The sequence below is a fragment of the Acinetobacter sichuanensis genome (assembly GCF_003024515.2).
In the GTDB taxonomy this organism is placed as follows: Bacteria; Pseudomonadota; Gammaproteobacteria; order Pseudomonadales; family Moraxellaceae; genus Acinetobacter; species Acinetobacter sichuanensis.
The window spans coordinates 1-2828 of the sequence record NZ_PYIX02000111.1 but is presented as its reverse complement, the minus strand read 5'-3'; the positions used below and the strand labels follow the sequence as shown (position 1 = coordinate 2828).

The 2828-nt window shown below is 42.8% G+C and carries 4 protein-coding genes; 2 read left to right on the top strand and 2 right to left on the bottom strand.

The features are described from left to right. Positions 1 to 64: 64 nt before the first annotated feature. Positions 65 to 553, bottom strand: a complete 489-nt coding sequence (msrA, locus tag C9E89_RS22075) for a peptide-methionine (S)-S-oxide reductase MsrA (RefSeq protein ID WP_000762837.1) — start codon at positions 551 to 553, stop codon at positions 65 to 67. A gap of 122 nt (positions 554 to 675) precedes the next feature. Between msrA and C9E89_RS22070 the strand changes: the two genes are divergently transcribed. After that, entirely contained in the window at positions 676 to 1611 is a 936-nt protein-coding gene (locus tag C9E89_RS22070) for an AraC family transcriptional regulator (protein WP_058952586.1), read from the top strand. A gap of 2 nt (positions 1612 to 1613) precedes the next feature. Continuing rightward, positions 1614 to 2354 (top strand): hypothetical protein, encoded by a 741-nt coding sequence (locus tag C9E89_RS22065; protein ID WP_107010235.1) that lies wholly within the window; start codon positions 1614 to 1616, stop codon positions 2352 to 2354. 186 nt (positions 2355 to 2540) lie between these two features. On the opposite strand, the gene C9E89_RS23710 is transcribed toward C9E89_RS22065, so the two are convergent. After that, a partial coding sequence (locus C9E89_RS23710; protein ID WP_004911214.1) for a hypothetical protein occupies positions 2541 to 2828 on the bottom strand: 288 nt, incomplete at its 5' end.

The window sequence follows — 2828 nt, the reverse complement described above, 5'->3', positions numbered from 1 at the left end:
GCCTGATAGGATAAGGGTTCTGTGAAATTTGTCGTGTACAGAGCTCTTTCGTTTGATTCATGGTTTAATCTCTCTCAAAATGGCACGTGTACCCGTGGGGATTCTTCTTCAAATAGTTTTGGTGATACTCCTCAGCGTCATAAAACTCTTTTTCCAAGGCTACCGTCGTGACCACGGGATTCTCGAAGCGACCGATCTCATTGACCTCATCAATCACGTTTTCGATAATCGCTTTCTGTGCATCGTCACGATAGAACGCTGCCGAGCGATACGAAGTGCCAACATCATTTCCTTGGCGATTCTTCGTAGTCGGATCATGGATTTTGAAAAAGTAATGTAGAATCTCTTCGAGAGATATTTCGTCTTGGTCGTATTCCACGCGAACCGCTTCGGCGTGCCCCGTTTTCCCTGTTATAATATCGGCGTAGGTAGGATCATCAAAATCTCCGCCAGAGTAGCCCACCTTCGTTGACGTCACACCGTCCAGACTCCTAAGGAGGTCTTCGAGACCCCAAAAACACCCTCCGGCAACGATCACATAATCTAGTTTCATAAAGCCTCCTTAGTTTTCATCCACTTACTGATTAGACTGACTTTACAGCATGTAAAATAGATATAATATGTTCAATAGTTCGTATAACATGACCTATTGGACAGTTTACGTAGGAGCTATATATGGATGTTCTCAGTGAAATTTTAGATAAGGTAGAGCTTACTAGCAGCTACTGGTATAGAACCTCATTTGCGGGAGACTGGGGCATCAGCCTCCCGCAGGAAGAGAATCTAGCGAGATTTCACATCGTGACTCATGGCGAGTTTTGGTATGAGGTGCCAAAACTTAAACTTAAAGCATTGGCGGAGCAGGGCGATATTTTGATCTTTTTCAAAGGGATTGAGCACACCATGGCCAGTGCACCAAAAATCAAGGCCGAGCCTGCGGTCGAATTTAGAGCTAAAGCCAACCTCACCGAAGCTCAAGTTTTGGAATACGGTGATCAGAGCAAGCTCAAAGCCAACGTCGTTTGCGGACATTTTTGTTTTAATGGCGGACCCGATCATCCATTCTTAAATTCGCTGCCAAATGTCGTGCATATCAAGAGTGCTGATAACTCCCACTCGCCTTGGCTTGCCATGCTTTTAAGTATTATAGAGCAGGAAGCAAAATCAGGGCTTCCTGGAAGCAACACGTTAGTCAGAAAGCTGACCGAAATTATCTTCGTGCAAGCGTTAAGAATCCACATGTACAAATCCAATAAAAATGCTGGATTCTTCAAACTGATCGAAAATCCGCAACTCAGCAAAACCTTGGAAGCTATTCATCATAGTCTCGATAAAAAATGGGGTCTTGACGATCTCGCCGGGATTGCGGGGATGTCGCGTACGAACTACAGCGTCAAATTTAAGGAGCTGTCAGGCATGACACCTCTTGATTATTTAACCTATTGTCGGCTTGAAAAAGCAAAGCAGCTGCTTAAAGAATCCGGTAAGTCTGTTCCCGAAGTGAGTGAAGCCATTGGGTATCCGGCACATGAACACTTTCAAAAGTTGTTTAAGAAAAAAATTGGCAAAACTCCTAGCGCGTACAGAAAAGAAAATTCTGAAAAGGTGTAAAAATGAATATCTATAACTCTCCTGTTACCAAAATAGCTTTCTGGGTCATCGTCGTCGGCAGTGTATTCTGTCTTCTTCTCCCTTTATTCTTACCTCTTCTTCCTCTTCACTACTTGAAGGATTATGGCGAAATAGGAGATGCTTTTGGAGGTATTTCGAACCCATTCGTACAGATACTAGGTTCAGTAGTTCTGTTTTTAGCGCTGAAAGCCCAGATTGATGCGAATAGAATCCTTCATCAGCAAATCGAAAAAGAAAACACGAAGGAGCAACTAAGGCACGAGTTAGATCAACTTCACGAACTTTATATGTTCGTCGAAAGAAACATCAAAAATTTTAGTTACGATCAAGAAAAGACCGTTGATGGCAAGACGCAAATGATCCTTCTGTATTCTCGACGTGCGATTAAATGTTTCATTGAGGATCTAGAGAGCTTAGATGTTGATATTCACAAAGATGACGACATTTTAAGGTTCGACGGGGTTAAAGAAATTATGAGCATTTTGAACAGCGTTGACCTATATTTCGACAAAATCAAAGACAGCGAGATTGCACCTTATCATAAGAGTTTTTATAAAACGCTTATGCAGCACGAACTTCTCTTCAGCGTTTTTCCTTATCAAGATATCGACAATCAAGCGTACCTAAAACAAGAGCATTGCCCAGAGTGTGGTGAATATCATGCAAATTATCCGCCACTGATTTATGACCGGTTACAGAAAATTAAAAAAAGTTTCTCCTGATGTATTATGGATATTTATTCGGTATCGGTCCTACCAAAAAGCTATTTGTAGTATCTCGAGTACGTGCTGTGGTGTAGTAATTCCAATCTTAGAAAACTCAAAGCTTATTCTGAAACTATCGGAATTGTCGGTTGGGTGAGACTTAGTCGCCCCGTAAAGCCTTATCGGGGCGGCAAAGATAACTTTTTATATCACTGCTATTGATGACGTCCTTTGTTTACTAAAGTTGTAAGCCCTTATTCTTTGTTTTAGACCTTCAACCACTCCGGGCTTGTCACTAGGAGAGTCCCCTTGGCTAACCTTAGCCGTCAGATCGTATTCAGCGATTTCTAGCCGGTCCCCCTGAATCATTTTACGCCAACCGTTCCACAACTTAGGGTCAAGCTCTTCGGTACGCCAACCATCGGTCGGTTCGCTCCGACTCGCTAAAGCCAGATCCCTGATTTGGTTCTGGAGCGTTAGATCGTCAATCAT

Coding starts and splice junctions, on each gene's coding strand:
- msrA (WP_000762837.1), bottom strand. CDS start 553: ATGAAACTAGATTATGTGATCGTTGCCGGAGGGTGTTTTTGGGGTCTC.
- C9E89_RS22065 (WP_107010235.1), top strand. CDS start 1,614: ATGAATATCTATAACTCTCCTGTTACCAAAATAGCTTTCTGGGTCATC.
- C9E89_RS22070 (WP_058952586.1), top strand. CDS start 676: ATGGATGTTCTCAGTGAAATTTTAGATAAGGTAGAGCTTACTAGCAGC.